The sequence below is a fragment of the Curtobacterium sp. LFS079 genome (assembly GCF_047977865.1).
Taxonomy (GTDB): domain Bacteria; phylum Actinomycetota; class Actinomycetes; order Actinomycetales; family Micrococcaceae; genus Arthrobacter.
In genome coordinates this window covers 42,485-57,497 of the sequence record NZ_JBFPFO010000008.1, presented here as the reverse complement: position 1 = coordinate 57,497, position 15,013 = coordinate 42,485, and the positions used below count along the sequence as shown (strand labels likewise).

General features: G+C 64.1%; 21 protein-coding genes and 1 pseudogene. 11 read left to right on the top strand and 11 right to left on the bottom strand.

The genetic code is table 11. The features are described 5' to 3' along the window. Positions 1-33 precede the first annotated feature (33 nt). The 8 genes from ACNQPB_RS13995 (at position 34) to ACNQPB_RS13960 (ending at position 4,289) form a co-directional block, all read left to right on the top strand. Positions 34-978: a DMT family transporter gene (locus tag ACNQPB_RS13995; protein ID WP_498752641.1), complete on the top strand. Its 945-nt coding sequence runs from the start codon at positions 34-36 to the stop codon at positions 976-978. A 128-nt stretch (positions 979-1,106) separates the two neighbouring features. Then, the gene (locus ACNQPB_RS13990) at positions 1,107-1,304 is read left to right on the top strand and encodes a CsbD family protein (protein WP_498752639.1); all 198 of its coding nucleotides are present in this window, start codon (positions 1,107-1,109) and stop codon (positions 1,302-1,304) included. An 80-nt stretch (positions 1,305-1,384) separates the two neighbouring features. Further along, entirely contained in the window at positions 1,385-1,549 is a 165-nt protein-coding gene (locus tag ACNQPB_RS13985; protein ID WP_498752637.1) for a hypothetical protein, read from the top strand. Between the two features lie 10 nt (positions 1,550-1,559). Then, complete coding sequence (locus ACNQPB_RS13980) at positions 1,560-1,769, top strand: hypothetical protein (protein WP_498752635.1); 210 nt, start codon at positions 1,560-1,562, stop codon at positions 1,767-1,769. Between the two features lie 37 nt (positions 1,770-1,806). Next, a complete protein-coding gene (locus tag ACNQPB_RS13975) occupies positions 1,807-2,310 on the top strand; it encodes a hypothetical protein (RefSeq protein WP_498752633.1) in 504 nt (167 codons plus the stop codon). Further along, positions 2,307-3,536, top strand: a complete 1,230-nt coding sequence (locus tag ACNQPB_RS13970) for an Nramp family divalent metal transporter (protein WP_498752631.1) — start codon at positions 2,307-2,309, stop codon at positions 3,534-3,536. The genes ACNQPB_RS13975 and ACNQPB_RS13970 overlap by 4 nt, the downstream gene beginning before the upstream one ends. Further along, positions 3,533-3,952 (top strand): hypothetical protein, encoded by a 420-nt coding sequence (locus tag ACNQPB_RS13965; protein ID WP_498752629.1) that lies wholly within the window; start codon positions 3,533-3,535, stop codon positions 3,950-3,952. Before ACNQPB_RS13970 ends, ACNQPB_RS13965 begins: the two co-directional genes overlap by 4 nt. Beyond that, positions 3,939-4,289 carry a PRC-barrel domain-containing protein gene (locus ACNQPB_RS13960; RefSeq protein WP_498752628.1) on the top strand — a complete coding sequence of 117 codons (351 nt, stop codon included), beginning with the start codon at positions 3,939-3,941 and terminating at the stop codon, positions 4,287-4,289. The genes ACNQPB_RS13965 and ACNQPB_RS13960 overlap by 14 nt, the downstream gene beginning before the upstream one ends. Before the next feature lie 47 nt (positions 4,290-4,336). Here ACNQPB_RS13960 and ACNQPB_RS13955 read toward each other — a convergent pair whose 3' ends face one another. The 5 genes from ACNQPB_RS13955 to ACNQPB_RS13935 all read right to left on the bottom strand — a co-directional run bounded on the left by ACNQPB_RS13955 (position 4,337) and on the right by ACNQPB_RS13935 (position 6,273). Beyond that, positions 4,337-4,504 carry a hypothetical protein gene (locus tag ACNQPB_RS13955; RefSeq protein ID WP_498752627.1) on the bottom strand — a complete coding sequence of 56 codons (168 nt, stop codon included), beginning with the start codon at positions 4,502-4,504 and terminating at the stop codon, positions 4,337-4,339. After that, positions 4,497-4,763, bottom strand: coding sequence for a GlsB/YeaQ/YmgE family stress response membrane protein (locus ACNQPB_RS13950; protein ID WP_498752625.1), 267 nt, complete (start codon positions 4,761-4,763; stop codon positions 4,497-4,499). Before ACNQPB_RS13950 ends, ACNQPB_RS13955 begins: the two co-directional genes overlap by 8 nt. A gap of 97 nt (positions 4,764-4,860) precedes the next feature. After that, positions 4,861-5,127 (bottom strand): DUF7218 family protein, encoded by a 267-nt coding sequence (locus tag ACNQPB_RS13945; protein WP_498752623.1) that lies wholly within the window; start codon positions 5,125-5,127, stop codon positions 4,861-4,863. A gap of 74 nt (positions 5,128-5,201) precedes the next feature. Then, complete coding sequence (locus ACNQPB_RS13940; protein ID WP_498752621.1) at positions 5,202-5,483, bottom strand: YegP family protein; 282 nt, start codon at positions 5,481-5,483, stop codon at positions 5,202-5,204. Positions 5,484-5,715: 232 nt separating this feature from the next. Beyond that, a complete protein-coding gene (locus ACNQPB_RS13935) occupies positions 5,716-6,273 on the bottom strand; it encodes an Hsp20/alpha crystallin family protein (RefSeq protein WP_498752619.1) in 558 nt (185 codons plus the stop codon). A gap of 96 nt (positions 6,274-6,369) precedes the next feature. On the opposite strand from ACNQPB_RS13935, the gene ACNQPB_RS13930 reads away from it, so the two are divergent. Then, the gene (locus tag ACNQPB_RS13930; RefSeq protein WP_498752617.1) at positions 6,370-6,810 is read left to right on the top strand and encodes a hypothetical protein; all 441 of its coding nucleotides are present in this window, start codon (positions 6,370-6,372) and stop codon (positions 6,808-6,810) included. 254 nt (positions 6,811-7,064) lie between these two features. On the opposite strand, the gene nrdF is transcribed toward ACNQPB_RS13930, so the two are convergent. The 4 genes from nrdF to nrdH all read right to left on the bottom strand — a co-directional run bounded on the left by nrdF (position 7,065) and on the right by nrdH (position 11,072). Further along, a complete protein-coding gene (nrdF, locus tag ACNQPB_RS13925) occupies positions 7,065-8,039 on the bottom strand; it encodes a class 1b ribonucleoside-diphosphate reductase subunit beta (RefSeq protein ID WP_120521948.1) in 975 nt (324 codons plus the stop codon). A 100-nt stretch (positions 8,040-8,139) separates the two neighbouring features. Continuing rightward, positions 8,140-10,287, bottom strand: coding sequence for a class 1b ribonucleoside-diphosphate reductase subunit alpha (nrdE, locus tag ACNQPB_RS13920; protein WP_498752837.1), 2,148 nt, complete (start codon positions 10,285-10,287; stop codon positions 8,140-8,142). Between the two features lie 8 nt (positions 10,288-10,295). Further along, positions 10,296-10,766 carry a class Ib ribonucleoside-diphosphate reductase assembly flavoprotein NrdI gene (gene nrdI, locus ACNQPB_RS13915; RefSeq protein WP_498752615.1) on the bottom strand — a complete coding sequence of 157 codons (471 nt, stop codon included), beginning with the start codon at positions 10,764-10,766 and terminating at the stop codon, positions 10,296-10,298. 63 nt (positions 10,767-10,829) lie between these two features. Beyond that, a complete protein-coding gene (gene nrdH / locus ACNQPB_RS13910; RefSeq protein WP_070348093.1) occupies positions 10,830-11,072 on the bottom strand; it encodes a glutaredoxin-like protein NrdH in 243 nt (80 codons plus the stop codon). Between the two features lie 456 nt (positions 11,073-11,528). Between nrdH and ACNQPB_RS13905 the strand changes: the two genes are divergently transcribed. Beyond that, a complete protein-coding gene (locus tag ACNQPB_RS13905; RefSeq protein WP_498752613.1) occupies positions 11,529-12,506 on the top strand; it encodes a LysR family transcriptional regulator in 978 nt (325 codons plus the stop codon). 50 nt (positions 12,507-12,556) lie between these two features. Next, positions 12,557-13,063 carry a DUF2004 domain-containing protein gene (locus ACNQPB_RS13900; protein ID WP_498752611.1) on the top strand — a complete coding sequence of 169 codons (507 nt, stop codon included), beginning with the start codon at positions 12,557-12,559 and terminating at the stop codon, positions 13,061-13,063. A gap of 84 nt (positions 13,064-13,147) precedes the next feature. On the opposite strand, the pseudogene ACNQPB_RS13895 reads toward ACNQPB_RS13900, so the two are convergent. Both ACNQPB_RS13895 and ACNQPB_RS13890 read right to left on the bottom strand, forming a co-directional pair. After that, positions 13,148-13,877 (bottom strand): annotated as a pseudogene (locus ACNQPB_RS13895) (5-methyltetrahydropteroyltriglutamate--homocysteine S-methyltransferase); the annotation flags it as partial. Between the two features lie 18 nt (positions 13,878-13,895). After that, positions 13,896-14,864, bottom strand: coding sequence for a methylenetetrahydrofolate reductase (locus ACNQPB_RS13890; RefSeq protein WP_498752609.1), 969 nt, complete (start codon positions 14,862-14,864; stop codon positions 13,896-13,898). Between the last annotated feature and the right edge of the window lie 149 nt (positions 14,865-15,013).

The window sequence follows — 15,013 nt, the reverse complement described above, 5'->3', positions numbered from 1 at the left end:
GCCTCGGCTTATGCGGGGCGGGGATGGGGCGCCTTGGCAATCCTGCTTGCCTCCGTCCTGTGGGGCACCACCGGAACCGTGGCCAGCTTCGCCCCCGAGGTCGGCTCGCTCGCGATCGGAGCCGCAGCGATGGGCGTCGGCGGCCTGCTGCAGGCGGCAATTGCCGCCCGGTCCATCGCCGCCTTCCGTTCGCACCTCAGCCGTCACTGGCCCGTGGTCGCCGTCGGCGCCCTCGCCGTCGCAGCCTATCCGCTGGCCTTCTACTCCTCGATGCGGCTGGCCGGGGTGGCGATCGGAACCGTCGTGTCACTGGGTTCCGCTCCCCTGGCATCGGCCGTCATCGAACGGGTCATGGACAAACGTCGCTTCACCGCACGGTGGGCCCTCGGCAGCGCATCCGGCCTGGGCGGCGCCTTGCTGCTGTGCCTCGCGGGGCCTGTCCACGCGGGATCCGGCGCGGAGACCCCCGGCTGGGCCACAAGCCTCGGTATTGGCCTCGGACTGATCGCCGGGCTCTGCTATGCCGTCTACTCCTGGGCGGCCCACCGCGTGATCGACACGGGAATCCCTTCGGCGGCGGCAATGGGTTCGGTCTTCGGTATCGGAGGCCTGCTGCTGATGCCCGTGCTCGCAGTCACCGGCGCTCCCTTGTTTGCTTCCTGGCAGAACCTTGCGGTCGGCGCCTACATGGCGGCGGTGCCCATGTTCATCGGCTATGTCCTATTCGGCTGGGGCCTCGCCCGGGTCGGCGCCGGAACCGCCACCACCCTGACCTTGTCTGAAATCGCGGTGGCCGCGGTGCTGGCTGTCCTGGTGGTGGGCGAACAGCTCTCCGCACTGGCGTGGACGGGTGCTGCGCTTATCATCGGCAGCCTCTTCGTCCTGACTTTTCCGGCTCCCGTCCGGCGAGGGAGGCGCCCGGCAGATCAAGCGGCCGACGGCGGGAAGCAACTCCCTGCACCCGCGGGCCGCCACTGACCCGGCACCCCTCCCGAGCCCGACGCCCCCGAAGAATGAGTGCAGCCTTCCGCTGATTAGTAAGCATGCTTATAATCATTCTTGGGTGCAAGAGCACCGATCGCTGAAAGAGACCGTTGGAGAACCCCATGGGACTGGACGACAAGATCAGGAATACCGCCGAAGAGGCAGCCGGCAAGGTCAAGGAGAAGACCGGCGAGGCTACGGACAACGAACAGCTCGAAGCTGAAGGCAAGGCCGACCAGATGAAGGCGAACGTGAAACAGGCCGGGGAAAAGATCAAGGACGCCGCGAAGGACACAAAGGACGCGTTCAAACAGGACTGACATTCGCGCAGGACTGGAACCGCATCCGTTTGACCCGGACCGCAGCATCCCATTCCCCCACCCGAAAGGAAGCACCCGTCATGAACACACTGTTGGTGATCGCGGGCATCATCGCGATCGTTTTGCTGCTCGTCGGAGGGATCAACCAGGCCCTCAGTTTCCTCCTCTGGGTTGGCTTGATCCTCCTGGTCCTCGCCGTGCTCGGCTGGATCCTCGGCCGAAGCCGGGGTAGCCGGGTACCGTAGCGGGACACAGATGGGAATCTTCCGCGGCATCCTCGGGATCGTGGTCATTCTGTGGCTGGTCTCGGGGATTGCCGCGGCCGCCCAACGGGGCTACTTCCGGGAACCGCCGGAACGCTGCTCCCAGGCAGCAACCATAGCCGTGGTCATAGTAGCCGGTCCGCTGAACTATCTCGGCGTGAACCCGAAGATGGGGTGCGAATTGCCGCAGCCCTCGCGCTGATCGGCAGGATCCGCTCGCGGGAAGTTGAGGAACGCGTTTGAACTGCTCCGCAGAACCCGAACAAGAGCCAGGACGGCCTGGCGGACGATTTCTGTCCACCGCCGTCCTGTTCTTCGCCTTGGCCCAGGGGATCAGCGGCTGCTCGGCTCCGTTGGACCAGGCGGCGGCCAGCGCCGTCAACCAAGGCTCGTCGGCCGTCGGCGCCAGCGCCCTGTCACTCGACCTCCTCGCGCGGGAACGGGCCGGAAAGCCCGTGGTCGAGACGAGCCTTGAGGACATGGCGGACGAACTGGAGAAGGTCCGCAAGGACTTCCTCGACAACGTGCCCGCCACCGCCGACGAGCGCAGCCTTCACCGGGAAGTGGACAGCGCACTCGAGCGGGCGCAAGGCGCGCTGAGCCTTGCCCGGCAGGCGTTGGCGGCGAAGGACTCCCCCGACGGAGCGCAGAGCACTCCTGCCTTGGAAAACGCGCGGACCGCGCTGGCGGACTCCGCGAAGGAGCTCGACGAACTCCGGCAACAGTTAGGGACCGGACGGTGAAGCGCCTCCTCGGAGTCGCCCTCGGGGTCCTGACGGCGATCGGCGGATTCGTTGACATCGGCGACCTGGTGACAAACGCCGTCGTGGGCTCCCGTTTCGGCATGTCGCTGGTCTGGGTGGTAGGCATCGGGGTGGTTGGCATCTGCCTGTTCGCCGACATGTCCGGCAGAGTGGCCGCCGTGTCCGGGAGGGCAACCTTCGAGGTGATCCGCGAGAGGCTGGGACCGCGGGCCGGCCTTGCCAATCTCGGTGCATCCTTCTTCATCAACCTGATGACCGTAACAGCCGAAATCGGCGGCATGGCCTTGGCTCTTCAGTTGGCCACGAGCGTCAACTACCTGCTCTGGATTCCGCTGGCAGCGTTCGCGGTGTGGCTGGTGATTTGGCGGGTGCGCTTCGAGATCATGGAAAACGTGGCCGGGCTGCTGGGACTGTGCCTGGTGGTGTTCGCCGTGGCGCTGTTCCTGCTGAATCCGGACTGGGGCCAGCTGGCCGGGCAGGCCCTGGCTCCTTCCGTCCCGCAAACCGAAAACGGCGCCGTGTACTGGTTTTACGCTGTTGGCTTGTTCGGCGCGGCAATGACGCCGTACGAGGTGTTCTTCTTCTCTTCCGGGGCTGTCGAGGAAGGATGGAAACCCAAGGACCTGATCCAGTCACGGATCAACGTCCTGGCCGGTTTCCCGCTCGGCGGATTGCTGTCGGTGGCGATCGCCGGATGCGCCGCCGTCGTCCTGCTGCCCGCGGGCATCGAGGTGACCTCCCTGTCGCAGATCGTCCTTCCGGTGGCCGAGGCAGGCGGAAAGCTGGCATTGGCGTTCGCGCTCGTCGGCATCACGGCGGCCACCTTTGGTGCGGCACTGGAGACCACCCTCTCCAGCGGCTACACGCTTGCCCAGTTCTTCGGCTGGTCGTGGGGAAAGTTCCGAAGCCCGGTCCGGGCCGCCCGCTTCCATTTGTCGATGATCGTCTGTGTGCTGGTGGCGCTGGCGGTACTGGCCACGGGTGCGGATCCGATCCTGATCACCGAATATTCGGTGGTCTTCTCCGCGATAGCCCTCCCGCTGACCTATCTGCCGATCCTGATCGTTGCCAACGATCCGCAATACATGGGCTCGAATGTCAACAACCGCGGGATCAACCTGGTCGCCAACATCTATCTGGTGGTCATCCTCGCGGCATCCATCTGCGCCATTCCCCTCATGATCATCACCGGAGCCGGAGCATGAAGAAGCCACGGAAGACCCCGGCCACCTTGAAGCCAACGCCGCCCGTGAGCGGGCAGGTACTCGATGCCCAGCTACACCTGCTGGACCGGCAAGTTATCGACGTCGAAGGCCTCCCTGTCACCACTGTGGACGACCTCGAACTCGATGGAGTCGAGGAGGACACCCCTATTACATTGGGCTCCCCGGCTCCGGTGATTTCAGCTCTCCTGACCGGGCCGGTGCTCGGCACCCGGATCTTCGGCGGGCGGCCGCCGTCGAGCAGGCTCATCCGCCTGCCCTGGCGGGACGTGTCCGCCGTCGATATCACCATCAGGCTGGGTGTGCGCGGCGAAGGCCTCGCCGCGAGCTGGGTGGAGCGCTGGATCCGGGACAAGATCATCACGCGGATACCGGGAGGAAGGCATGATCCTAAGTGACATCATCGGCTCGCACGTGCGCGATTCCGATGGCGCATTGCTGGGGCGCGTGGCGGACGCACGGTTCGTCCTGGACCAGTCGCCTCCCGGGCAGTTGCTCGCCGGGGCCCGCCTGCTGGGCCTGATCGTCAGCCCGCATTCCGCAGGTTCGTTCATGGGTTACGAGCGCACCAGCGTCAACCGCCCATGGCCGTTGGCGCAGACCCTGGAGTGGTGGCACCGGGGATCGTTCCTTGTCCTGTGGGAGGACATTGAGGTGATGGGACCGGAGACGGTCACGCTGCGCGAAGGGTTCAGCGCTTACGATCCCGGGCTGCAAGGAGCCGACGCGGCATAGCCGTGCCGGCTCCCTGCAGTACTGGACATCAGCTCTGGCATACAGTCCTACTCGTCCGGCGGCCGGACGGCGATATCGGGGTCGTCGCCCGCCGGTTCCCGGTCTTCAGGGGCGACATAGCCGGTCTCGCCGTAGTCGTCTTCGGTGTAGCGGCCCCGTTCTTCGTCTTCCGGCCGCACTTCCCGCCGGTCTTCAGGCTTTGCTTCTTCAGACATGGCTTCGCCGTCCGGCGATCAGTCCGTAGATCAACAGCACGATCACGGAACCGCCGATCGCCAGCAGCCAGGTCCGCCAGGAGAAGAATTCCTGGAGACCGCCGCCGAACATGAGTCCGCCAATCCAGCCACCCAGCAAAGCGCCGAGCACGCCAAGAATCAGGGTGATGAACCAACCACCGCCCTGCTTTCCGGGAATGAGCAGCTTGGCGATGGCGCCGGCGATCAGGCCGAGCAGGAGAAATCCGAAGAATCCCATGATGTTCTCGCTTCCTTTGGGTTTGCCGTCCAGGCCCTTGTGGTCCGACGGCGGCCCGCGGCTTTCGCGGGCCGGTGCAGGTGTTCGGGTGCTTGTGTCAGTGGTTGCGGAGGGCGTCGATCAGTTCGGATTTGGTCTTGGAGGAATAGCCCTTCAGGCCCAGTTCCTTGGCGCGGGCTTTGAGCTCGGGGACTGTGCGCTCGTCATAGTCCTTCGCGTTCGCGCCCCTGCTGCCGACTTTCTTGCGCCCTTCCTTGGCTGCAGCGTTGGAGATGCGCGCCGCCTTTTCCTTCGATGCGCCTTCGTCGCGCAGTTCCTCGTAGAGCTCGGGGTCCTTCAAGCTGGGATTCTTCTTATTGGGCATGGTGTCGGCTCCTTTGGTTTTGGACATAGGAGTTGTTTCCGTTATGGCCGGTGCCGCCTCCAAGCGGCAGCGAGCTAGTGGCCGTTGTTGCTCCACACACCGTGTGCGGCCCGGCCATGGTCGGGAACCAGGCGAAGTCCGTGTGAGTGCCGGATTGCGGCCACCTCACCGTGCCCGTGGCTGCGGTCACGGATCAATCCTGTACCGGCAACCTCCCTGGTTCGCCAGATCCCTTTGACCGCGGCCTGTTTGCTCGGGTACGTGATGGACATCGCCAGCAGCTCGCCATCGCCGCCCACCAGCGCGACTCTGAAGCCGCCGCCGGGCGCGTCAACCAGTTCGAAATACCCTGACATGTTGTCCTCCTCCTGGTTCATCGATGTTTACCAACGCATGAAAGGACATAACTAAGTCTACTTAGTATCTTGCTTCACGGGCACCCCCCGGCCTGACTCGCGGAGGGATCGGCGAAGCAGAACTCCTCTCGGCCGGCGCCGTCGAAGTCCATGCGGATCCCAAGGCCCTACTCCGGGGCTTGGACGGCAGCCGCGTCGGAAGGCTCCCAGCCTGGCCGGGAGAGTAGCGGGATCAGCTTCCGGTCTCTTCGGGGTGCTCCCTGGCCCGCTTTTGCTCCGGAGTTTCACCGCTTTCATCAGGGATGAAGTCCGGATCGACCTTGCTGCCCATGCCGTCCAGCCCGGCGTCCCAACCGTCAGGGGCCCTGCTTGCCGTTGTGTCGGTGCGGTGCACCGGCACTTTCCGTCGCGGTCCGGAATCCTGTCCGGCGGAGGGCACGCGGACTTCAAGAATCCCGCTGTTGTAGGAGGCCTGGATGTCGTCCTCGTTGACCCCGGCCGGGAGCTGGAAACTACGCGTCAATGCGCCATAGTGAAATTCCGTGCGGTAATCGCCCTTGGTCTCACGGAAGGATTCCTCTTCGCGGCGGGCCTCGATGGTGAGTGTGCGTCCCGAGATGGTTATGTCGATGTCCCGTTCGGGATCGACGCCGGGCACCTCGACCCGGACCACCATTACGGACCCATCGCGGTATTCCTCTGCACGCAGCCAGGCACCGCCTTCTCCCTGCAGGAAACGGCGCAGCTGCTCCGGAACCTCGAAAGGCAGGTTCCGCATGAAGTCACCCATGACTATTCCTCCCTCTACTCGGGCGCTGCCCGTCCCACAGACACGCCGCGGGAGTCAGCGCTGTGATACCAGCAATCTACGCCCGGGGCATGCCTGGTGGAAGAGGATCAGATTTCAGGGGCCGGGCTGCCGGTTGGGACCCTCCGGCGGGTTGCCATCAGCATCCGAGGACCCACCGTCAGCCCGGCGCGGATCAGCCGCTTGCCGCTCCCTTTCGGGGTTCCCGCCGGCAGCCATACCGGCATCGACATCCGGGTCCATGGCGTCAGCATGTTGCATCTGGTCCGCGGAATCACGGTGGAGGTCGCCGGCGTCCGCCTGGTGTTGTTCGGCCTCCTTGCGGAGCCGCTCGGCGTCCAGCGCGGCCTGATCGGCCTCCGCTTGGGCCCTGGCCGCCTGAACCTCGGATTCGCGGGCGTTCAGCTCGGCATCCTCGGCCTGCTTGCGCAACTCGGCTGCCCGCCTTTGATCCTCGGCCCGCTGGGCACGTTCGTGTTCCTGCCTGCGTTTGCGGGCGAAGAAAAAGACCAATCCTAGAACGATGAGTAGGACGACGATCCCGACGACAATCCAAAGAACTGTGGTTGTGTCCATCGACGCTTCCCTCTTTCTTGCTGGGCTGTACGGACAATCTCAGTAAAGCCCAAGAGAACATGGCAAACCAGATGGTTCCCTTCGCGGCAGCGGTCGACGGGTCCCGAGACAGATCAGCGAAACAGCGATGCCCGGCATCTCCAAAGGTGCCGGGCATCGCAGGGGCGTTACCGCCGTCGTTCACTGGAACGTGAGACTCAGAACTCCCAGTCCTCGTCCTCGGTGTTCACGGCCTTGCCGATCACGTAGGAGGAGCCAGAGCCGGAGAAGAAGTCGTGGTTCTCGTCGGCATTCGGGGACAGGGCCGACAGGATCGCCGGGTTCACGTCGGTAACAGAGGCCGGGAACATGGCCTCGTAGCCGAGGTTCATGAGGGCCTTGTTGGCGTTGTAGTGCAGGAACTTCTTGACGTCCTCGGCCAGGCCGACGCCGTCGTAGAGGTCGTGCGTGTACTGGACTTCGTTTTCGTACAGCTCGAAGAGCAGCTCGAAAGTGTAGTCCTTGATTTCCTGGCGCTTCTCCTCGGAGACCTTCTCGAGGCCCTTCTGGAACTTGTAGCCGATGTAGTAACCATGCACGGCCTCGTCGCGGATGATGAGGCGGATCAGGTCGGCCGTGTTCGTGAGCTTGGCGCGGGAGGACCAGTACATGGGCAGGTAGAAGCCCGAGTAGAACAGGAAGCTTTCCAGCAGCGTGGAGGCCACCTTGCGCTTCAGCGGGTCGTCGCCCTGGTAGTAGTCCATGACGATCTGGGCCTTCTTCTGCAGGTTCTCGTTCTCGAGGGACCAGCGGAAGGCGTCGTCGATCTCCTTGGTGGAGCACAGGGTGGAGAAGATCGAGGAGTAGCTCTTGGCGTGCACCGACTCCATGAAGGCGATGTTCGTGTACACCGCTTCTTCGTGCGGGGTGAGCGCGTCCGGGATCAGCGACACGGCACCGACCGTGCCCTGAATGGTGTCCAGCAGCGTCAGGCCGGTGAACACCCGCATGGTGAGCTGCTGCTCCTGCGGAGTAAGCGTGTGCCAGGACTGGACGTCGTTGGACAGCGGCACCTTTTCCGGCAGCCAGAAGTTGTTGACCAGGCGGTTCCACACCTCCACGTCCTTGTCATCCTGGATGCGGTTCCAGTTGATCGCCTCGACGTGGCTGAGCAGCTTGACCTTTTCGGTCATTTCGTCCCCTTAACGTATGTGTTCTTTAAGGTAAGCGTACGACGCCGGGCACGCGCCCGGCGTCGTACTCTTCAGTTTTGGTCCCCCACAAGAAAGCGCGTCAGAGCATGCAGCTGACGCAACCCTCAACCTCGGTCCCTTCCAGCGCGAGCTGGCGGAGCCGGATGTAGTAGAGCGTCTTGATGCCCTTGCGCCAGGCGTAGATCTGGGCCTTGTTGATGTCACGCGTGGTGGCGGTGTCCTTGAAGAACAGCGTCAGCGACAGGCCCTGGTCCACGTGCTGCGTGGCGGCGGCGTAGGTGTCGATGATCTTCTCGTAGCCGATCTCGTACGCGTCCTGGTAGTAGTCCAGGTTGTCGTTGGTGAGGTACGGCGCCGGGTAGTAGACGCGGCCGATCTTGCCTTCCTTGCGGATTTCGATCTTGGCGGCCACCGGGTGGATCGACGAGGTGGAGTTGTTGATGTAGCTGATGGAACCGGTGGGCGGCACGGCCTGCAGGTTCTGGTTGTAGATGCCGTGCTCCATGACGGAGGCCTTCAGCTCGCGCCAGTCATCCTGGGTGGGGATGTGGTGGCCGGCGAACATGTCGCGGACGCGCTCGGTTTCCGGAGCCCATTCCTGCTCGGTGTACTTATCGAAGAACTCGCCGCTGGCGTACTTGGAGTCCTCGAAACCGCCGAACTTCTCACCCGTCTCGATGGCGAGCTTGTTCGAGGCGCGCAGGGCGTGGAACAGCACCGTGTAGAAGTAGATGTTGGTGAAGTCCAGGCCCTCTTCGGAACCGTAGTGGACCCGCTCGCGGGCGAGGTAGCCGTGCAGGTTCATCTGGCCGAGGCCGATCGCGTGGCTCTGGGCGTTGCCCTGCGCGATGGACGGGACCGAGTTGATGTAGGACATGTCCGACACAGCGGACAGCGCACGGATGGACGTCTCGATGGAGGCGCCGAAGTCCGGGGAGTCCATGGTCTTGGCGATGTTCATCGAACCCAGGTTGCAGGAGATGTCCTTGCCGACGGTCTCGTAGCTGAGGTCTTCGCCGTAGATGGACGGCGTGGAAACCTGCAGGATCTCCGAGCACAGGTTGCTCATGGTGATCTTGCCGGCGATCGGGTTGGCCCGGTTCACGGTGTCCTCGAACATGATGTACGGGTAGCCGGATTCGAACTGGATCTCCGCGAGGGTCTGGAAGAACTCGCGGGCGTTGATCTTGGTCTTCTTGATCCGGGAGTCGTCCACCATCTCGTAGTACTTCTCGGTGACCGAGATGTCGGAGAACGGCACACCGTAGACGCGTTCGACGTCGTACGGCGAGAACAGGTACATGTCCTCGTTCTTCTTGGCGAGCTCGAAGGTGATGTCCGGGATCACGACGCCGAGCGAGAGGGTCTTGATGCGGATCTTTTCGTCCGCGTTCTCGCGCTTGGTGTCCAGGAAGCGGTAGATGTCCGGGTGGTGGGCGTGCAGGTACACGGCGCCTGCGCCCTGGCGGGCACCGAGCTGGTTGGCGTAGGAAAAGCTGTCTTCGAGGAGCTTCATCACGGGGATGACGCCGGAGGACTGGTTCTCGATCTGCTTGATCGGAGCGCCGTGCTCGCGGATGTTGGTCAGCGACAGCGCCACGCCGCCGCCGCGCTTGGACAGCTGCAGGGCGGAGTTGATGCCGCGGGCGATCGACTCCATGTTGTCTTCGATGCGCAGCAGGAAGCAGGAGACCAGCTCGCCGCGCTGGGCCTTGCCCGCGTTGAGGAACGTGGGGGTGGCAGGCTGGAAGCGGCCGTCGATGATCTCGTCCACCAGGCGGGTGGCAAGTTCCTCGTCGCCGCGACCCAGGTGCAGGGCGACCATGCAGACGCGGTCTTCGTAGCGCTCCAGGAAACGCTTGCCGTCGAAAGTCTTCAGCGTGTACGAGGTGTAGAACTTGAAGGCGCCCAGGAAGGTCTCGAAGCGGAACTTCTTCTTGTAGGCACGGTTGAACAGCTCACGGATGAAGTTCATCGTGTACTGATCGAGGGTTTCGCGCTCGTAGTACTGGTTCTTCACCAGGTAGTCGAGCTTCTCCTCCAAGTCATGGAAGAAAACCGTGTTGTTGTTGACGTGCTGCAGGAAGTACTGGTGTGCAGCCTCACGGTCGGCCTCGAACTGGATGCTGCCGTCCGGACCGTAGAGGTTCAGCATCGCGTTGAGCTCGTGATAGCCCAGGCCCTTGTAGGCCTCAGGAAGCGGCTTCTTGTCCTGGCCGGTTTCCACGGACTGCGTTACTTCTGCTTCTGCGACAGTAGTGTCCAAAACTTGTCCAATCCTTGGCTCACCCGGCTAACGTCTTCCGGGGTTCCCATGAGTTCGAATTTATAGAGGTGCGGAACCTTGCACTTTGCGGCGATGATGTCGCCCGCAGCGCAGTAGTTGTCCGCGAAGTTCGTGTTCCCGGCTCCGATGACGCCGCGGATCAGCGCCCTGTTCTGCGGGTTGTTCAGGAACCTGATGACCTGCTTGGGCACCGAGCCTTCGCCGTTGGTGCCGCCGTATGTGGGCACCACCAATACGTAGGGCTCCAGTGCAAGCAGCGGGGCGTCCTTGGCATAAAGGGGAATCCGGGCCGCGTCCCTGCCCAGCTTCCGGACAAAGCGCCGCGTGTTCTCCGAGGTGGAGGAAAAATAGATGAGGTGACTCCTCGTGCTGACGGCTTCAGCGTCAGCACGCGCAGATGCTGTTGCCAGCGCTGCCATGGGGTCACCTCATCCTTGTAAATCCTTGGTGGTGGCCGGTACCGGGATCAAATCACCGGAAAACTAGGCCACGGAAGCGGCCGCGACGGCCAGCTCTTCGATCTTGTCCGGGCGGAATCCCGACCAGTGATCCTTTTCGGTCACCACAACGGGGGCCTGCATGTAGCCCAGGGCCTTCAGCCGCTCAAGGGCTTCGACATCCTGGGAGATGTCGACGCTCTGGTAGGCGATACCCTTCTTGTCCAGCGCCCGGTAGGTGGCGTTGCACTGAACACAGGCCGGCTTCGTGTAAACCGTGACGGTCATGATCCCTGTCCCCTCAGTTGGAGTCTTCTTCGTATTCGGCAGGCCCGTGTCGGTTGCTGAATCCGATGCCGGCCCACTTGCTGCTATGGCAGCCAATGCTCTGTTTTGTCTTGGGTGTGTCTTGCACTGGTTTCCCGCCCAATCCGTAAATCGATACTACATGTAGTGCAAGCGGCTGGCGTGGACCCCAAGATGATGTATTACAAGTATGTCATTTAACTCACCGGTAGTCCACAGGCAGGGGTGCGGAAAATGGCCGGAAATCCGCCAAAAGTGGTAGTTCAATCCACACCCTGTGGATGGGTTAATCACATGTCGGGTTCCCGCGTGTCGCGGCGCGCCGGGCGTGTCGTGGACGGCGCAGGCCCTGGCCCGAGGTGGGCCGCAGGAAGCCGGAGGGACCCGGCTACACTGGCTGGGCACGGAAATCCGCCTGCCCCAGCCGAAGGATCACTGATGGTCAACCTCCTCCACCTGCGCACGCTCCTCGAAGTGACGCGGCTTGGATCCTTTGCCGCCGCGGCCGCACGGCTGGGGTACACGGCGTCGGCGGTCTCCCAACAGATGGCGGCGCTGGAACGCGACACCGGCGTCGAGCTCTTCCACCGCTCCGCCCGCAGCGTGGTGCCCACCGAAGCAGCCTTCACCATGGTCCGGCACGCTTCGAAGGTGCTCACCGACGTCGAGGCATTGCTGGCCGCGGCCTCCCGCAGCCAGGACTCCCCCACCCAGGAACTCCGGCTGGGCATCTTCCCCAGCCTGGCCACCTACGTGTTGCCGGACATCCTGCGGAACCCGCGCTGGAACGACCTCGGCATCGAACTGCGGGTCTCCGTGGCCGAGCCGGCCCAGACCATCCAGGGCCTGCGCACCGGCGGCGAGCTGGACGTTGCGCTCGTCTACCAGGTTGGCCAGTCCGGACTGGCCTGGCCGCACACCCTGGACCGCCAGTGGATCGGCGACGACGACTTCCGGGTTGTCCTGCCCGCCACCTGGGGAATCCGCGAGGATGCCGAGATGCAGGCGACCCAGCTTTCGGACATGCCGTGGATCATCCACCACCCGGGCACCAGCGATGCCTTGGTGATCGAGCGGCTTTTCGCCAGCTGCAACCTGCATCCGCGAGTGGTGGCCTACAGCGACGACTTCCACGCCAGCCTCGAAATGGCGGCAGCGGGCCTCGGCGCCGCGCTGGTACCGGAGCTGGCGCTGCGGCACCGGCCGGCCGGCGTCGTCGTCCTGGACGTGCCGGACATCCGGCTGGCCCGGAACGTCTTCGCGCTGCTCATCAACGAAAAGCGCACCGCGCAGGTGCAGCTCTTCACGGAACTGCTGGCCGACACGCTGCACAACACCTCGCAGGCCCCCGCGGCAAAAACACAGCCCGGGGCCCGGCGCCCCGCTCCAAAGTCACAGTCAGGACGCCGTCCGTGAATTCCCGCGGGATGCTGGAACCGGCTGGTTCTTGGGTCTAGATTGATGGCATGAGCAAGGTAGCGAGCAAACATTTCGGGGAGATTGAGCTCAACCACGGGCGTGAACACTGCTATGTGGCCTCGCACGAGCTCGCCGGAGCTCCCCTGGAACTTGACCTGAATGTGGGTGCGCACGACCACTTCGACGAGCGCGCCATGCACAAGGTGGACTACCGTCTGGGCTATCTTTCCGAACTGGTCGAGCAGGTCCGCGACATGATCGCGGGCGAACTCGAACAGGAGGGCACCAACTCGCAGCAGTTCCTGCACTTCCACTCCACGCAGCTCAAGGAAGAGCAGCTGGAGGCCGTGTTCGGCGTCCGCGACAGGGACGAACTGACCCACGACGTATTCCTCAAGGCACTCAAGCTCGGGCACGTAGCCATCTACCCCGGGCAGCCCGAGCGCTATTTCGTCCTCGACTTCACCCTCGGCTCCCACTTCACGGACGAAGTCCTGGTGGTGGCCGCCGACGAGGACGGAGTGGTGGACGACGAGATCCTCTGGGAATCCTGAGGATTCTGCTTAACAACGACTGCTTAACAACGACGACAGCCGCCCACCTTCCGGTGAGCGGCCGACGCCGTGTTCCTGTCCGCCTTACTTGGCGGCTTCCAGCAGGTCCGCGCGGACAGCCTTGGTTGCCTTGACCAGGTTGCGCAGGGACTCTTCAGTCTCGGCGTAGCCGCGGGTCTTCAGGCCGCAGTCCGGGTTGACCCAGAGCTGACGGGACGGCACGTGCTTGACGGCGGTGGAGAGCAGCTCGGTGACCTCAGCCTCGCCCGGAACGCGCGGCGAGTGGATGTCGTAGACACCCGGACCGACACCGCGGCCGAAACCGTGGGACTCGAGGTCGTGGACGACCTCCATGCGGGAACGGGCTGCTTCAATGGAGGTAACGTCGGCGTCGAGGCCGTCGATCGCGTCGATGATCACACCAAACTCGGAGTAGCAGAGGTGGGTGTGGATCTGGGTGGCGTCCCCTGCTCCGGCGGTGGCCAGGCGGAAGGAGTCCACGGACCACTTCAGGTAGTCGGCGTGGTCGGCCTTGCGCAGGGGCAGGAGCTCGCGGAGGGCGGGCTCGTCCACCTGGATCACCTTGATACCGGCGGCTTCCAGATCCGCGATCTCGTCGCGCAGGGGCCAGGCCCACCTGGTTGGCAGTCTCACCGAGGGGCTGGTCGTCGCGGACGAAGGACCAGGCCAGGATGGTGACCGGGCCGGTCAGCATGCCCTTCATCGGCTTCTCGGTGAGGGACTGGGCATATTCGGCCCAGGCCACCGTGATGGGGGCCGAACGGGTCACGTCACCCCAGAGGATGGAGGGACGGCAGATGCCAGGCAGGGGTCAGCTGACCAGTTCCTGGCGGCGGGCGAACGCGTTGAGCCGGCTGGCGGGACGTGCCGGCCGGGGCAGGGCCAGTTTGTCCAACACGTCCAGCGCGCAGGTGTGCTCGTTGAAGGTGTACAGGTGGATGCCGGGGGCCCCGGCATCCAGCGCTGCATTGGCCAGGTCCACCGTGGCCCTGACACCGATCCGGCGCCGTTCGGCGTCGGTGTCCGCGGCGGCGAGCTTGTCGATCAGTTCCGCGGCGGGCTCGACGCCGGCCAGCTCACCGAGCCGCTTGAGGCGGCGCAGGCTGGTCAGGGGCATGACGCCCGGAATGATCGGGATGGTGACGCCCGCACGGCGGGCACGGGACAGCAGGTCGGTGTACTGCTCGGGGTGGAAGAACACCTGGGTGATGGCGAAGTCGGCACCGGAGCGCTGCTTTGCCAGGAGCACCTCGACGTCATGGGCCTCGCTCGGCGATTCCGGGTGCCGCGTGGGGTATGCGGCCACGCCCACGGCGATCTTGCCGGCGCAGAGCAGTGCCGAGCGGCGCTGTTCGACGCGGCGGATCAGCTCGATGAGGTCCTGGGCGTAGCGCAGGGAACCGTCCACGGGCTTGCCGCTGTCCTTGGGCAGATCCCCGCGCAGGGCCAGGATGCCGCGCACGCCCTGGTCGAGCAGGTCGCCGATGATTTCTGCCAGTTCTTCCGGGGTGTTGCCCACGCAGGTCAGGTGGGCCAGCGGACGGAGAGTGGTTTCCAGCAGGAGCCGGTTGATGAGCTCGATGGCGGTGTCGTGGTTCGAGCCGCTGGCGCCGTAGGTGACCGAGACATAGTCAGGATCAGTGGCTTCGAGTTCGCCGATGGTAGTCCAGAGCGATTCCGCGGCCGCGGGGGAACGGGGCGGGAAAAGCTCGTAGGACAGGGCGAGCGGCGCCGAGGTGGCGAGGTTGGGATGTGCTTCAATGAGGCTTGGTGGTGACATTTGCGTCCTTGGCTGTGAGTCATCGGACCGTGCTCAACCAGGGTTTGCCCTTTGACAGGGGTTGCCATGGATCCGGCGGGAGGTCCGTGAATTTAGTTTGGGGATACACGGGACGGGCTTCAGCAGGACGCAGCCGCGACTGTTACGCC